The following is a 2,312-nucleotide window of genomic DNA, read 5'->3' as shown; positions in this document are numbered from 1 at the left end:
GAAGTCGCTGTCGTTCTCAAAATCGGTGGAGCTGCATGACAAAGTCATCGGGCATTATCTGAACATAAAACACTATCAATAAGTTGGAGTCATTACCGCGTTCCGTATAGGATATTATGATGCTGGAGTTTTGCGAAGCTCCACTCCTTTCCGAACATTTACACAGATATTGCCTAAGAAAAGTGAAACCATAATATGGTTATAGTCCCTTTCAGTGCAAATACTTAGCTTGTTGCACAGAGAAATAGAAGCTGCATAAGCTCTTTCTTCAAAAAATGTAAATAAAGTTAAATATAGGAAAAATTACTTAATCTATCTTAATAACGGAAAGATTTTGTATACAATCACTGTTACAGAAATTTCTTAGTTACTCTGTAAACACTAAATATAGTTTGGTATATTCTGTTGAATTTATGATGGATATGGGACATAAAAACAAAATAGATATAAAGGTTCGCTTGCATAACTATATTATTTTATATGCAAAAAGGTGTTCAATGACGGTTAGCTCAGGCAATGAAACTTTGACTATCGATGAAGGGCAAATTGCTTTTATAGAGCGAAATATACAAATAAACGTCTCCATAAAAAAATCTGATAGCATTAATCCATTTGAGATTATAAGCCTTGACAGAAATTTATTATTAAGCATTATTAGAATAATGGAACCAATTTATTCATTTCAACACTCCTATTCTGAGGAGAAAAGGGGGTTAAACAAAAAAATATTCCTCCTCTCTGAGGAGGAGGTTTCTATCGATTTGTTCAAATCTATAAAAGAGATGCCTTTCGGCAAAAGAAAGATCTATAGTTTAGCTTGCCTTTTATCAGCTGTTTCTGATGAGGAAGCTTTATATACTTCGATATCGATAGCTTCTTCTCTTAGTTTTTCTGATCAGATAAGGAAGATTGTTGAAAAAAACATCGAGAAGAGATGGCGTCTTTCTGATATTTCAAATAACTTGAATTTATCAGAAATAGCTGTTAGAAAACGACTGGAGAGTGAAAAATTAACATTTCAACAAATCCTTCTTGATATTCGCATGCATCATGCAGCAAAGCTTTTATTGAATAGTCAAAGCTATATTAATGATGTATCAAGACTTATCGGAATATCAAGCCCATCTTATTTTATAAGGAAATTTAATGAATATTATGGTATAACTCCAAAGAAATTTTACTTATATCATAAAAAATTTTAAATGCTTCATAGCCCATCGCTATTGCCAGATGGGTTTTCCCCACACCTGATGGCCCTAGTAATACGATATTTTCATTACGTTCTATGAAGCTGAGTGAGCGTAACGACTGGAGTTGCTTCTGCGGTGCTCTGGTGGCGAATGTGAAGTCATACTCTTCGAACGTTTTCACCGCCGGGAAGGCTACCATTCGGGTATACATCGCCTGTTTACGTTGATGACGTGCCAGTTTTTCTTCATGAAGCAGATGCTCCAGGAAGTCCATATAACTCCATTCCTGGTCTACTGCCTGTTGTGACAGCGCAGGCGCTGCGCTTATGTACTGCACCCATTTTGTTGGACGATGAAATGGAATAGCCCCTAATATGTCAAAGCCAAAATACCCTTTTGAAAAGCGCCTTGAAGTCGTGAATCACTACTTCACTACTGATGATGGTTACAGGATCATCTCGGCACGTTTTGGTGTCCCCGAACCCAGGTCAGGACATGGGTTGCCCTCTATGAAAAACATGGAGAAAAAGGCTTAATTCCCAAACCTAAAGGTGTTAGTGCTGATCCAGAGTTGCGTATTAAGGTCGTGAAAGCTGTGATTGAGCAGCACATGTCCCTTAATCAGGCTGCTGCTCACTTTATGCTTGCTGGTAGTGGTTCTGTAGCCAGGTGGCTGAAGGTTTATGAAGAGCGCGGAGAAGCTGGTTTACGCGCGCTCAAGATTGGCACCAAAAGAAACATTGCAATATCAGTTGATCCAGAAAAAGCGGCATCAGCATTGGAGCTGTCAAAAGTGAAGTGGCACACTGAATTTGGCCACCTGAACAGAGGTGATATGCTCACCTCAGAACAACACTGGTGCTCCAATGAAAAAAAGAAATTTTAGCGCAGAGTTTAAACGCGAATCCGCTCAACTGGTTGTTGACCAGAAATACACGGTGGCAGATGCCGCCAAAGCTATGGATGTTGGCCTTTCCACAATGACAAGATGGGTCAAACAACTGCGTGATGAGCGTCAGGGCAAAACACCAAAAGCCTCTCCGATAACACCAGAACAAATCGAAATACGTAAGCTGAGGAAAAAGCTACAACGCATTGAAATGGAGAATGAAATATTAAAAA

The 2,312-nt window shown here is 38.8% G+C and carries 3 protein-coding genes and 2 pseudogenes; 4 read left to right on the top strand and 1 reads right to left on the bottom strand.

Going from position 1 to position 2,312, the window contains the following annotated elements; all coding sequences use genetic code 11:
- Together BFF42_RS15170 and virF are read left to right on the top strand one after the other, a co-directional pair.
- Nucleotides 1–82, top strand: an 82-nt coding sequence (locus BFF42_RS15170) for an IS1 family transposase (RefSeq protein ID WP_000618533.1), incomplete at its 5' end; no start/stop codon positions are given.
- Between the two features lie 331 nt (nucleotides 83–413).
- Nucleotides 414–1,202 carry an AraC family invasion system transcriptional regulator VirF gene (gene virF, locus BFF42_RS15165; protein ID WP_005116773.1) on the top strand — a complete coding sequence of 263 codons (789 nt, stop codon included), beginning with the start codon at nucleotides 414–416 and terminating at the stop codon, nucleotides 1,200–1,202.
- Here the strand turns inward: virF and BFF42_RS15160 are convergent.
- Nucleotides 1,195–1,566 (bottom strand): annotated as a pseudogene (locus tag BFF42_RS15160) (ATP-binding protein); the annotation flags it as partial. The gene virF and the pseudogene BFF42_RS15160 sit on opposite strands and share 8 nt — an antisense overlap.
- Between BFF42_RS15160 and BFF42_RS15155 the strand changes: the two are divergent.
- Both BFF42_RS15155 and BFF42_RS15150 read left to right on the top strand, forming a co-directional pair.
- Nucleotides 1,565–1,983 (top strand): annotated as a pseudogene (locus tag BFF42_RS15155) (helix-turn-helix domain-containing protein); the annotation flags it as partial. The pseudogenes BFF42_RS15160 and BFF42_RS15155 overlap by 2 nt on opposite strands.
- A 73-nt stretch (nucleotides 1,984–2,056) precedes the next feature.
- Nucleotides 2,057–2,312 (top strand): IS3 family transposase (locus BFF42_RS15150; RefSeq protein ID WP_033555117.1); only part of this gene is annotated, 256 nt, incomplete at its 3' end.

Origin of the sequence: Shigella sp. FC1661 (assembly GCF_001712525.1) — a bacterium.
Lineage (GTDB): Bacteria > Pseudomonadota > Gammaproteobacteria > Enterobacterales > Enterobacteriaceae > Escherichia > Escherichia coli.
The sequence above is the reverse complement of the archived record's forward strand: the minus strand, read 5'-3'. Positions and strand labels throughout refer to the sequence as shown.

Coding starts and splice junctions, on each gene's coding strand:
- virF (WP_005116773.1), top strand. CDS start 414: ATGATGGATATGGGACATAAAAACAAAATAGATATAAAGGTTCGCTTG.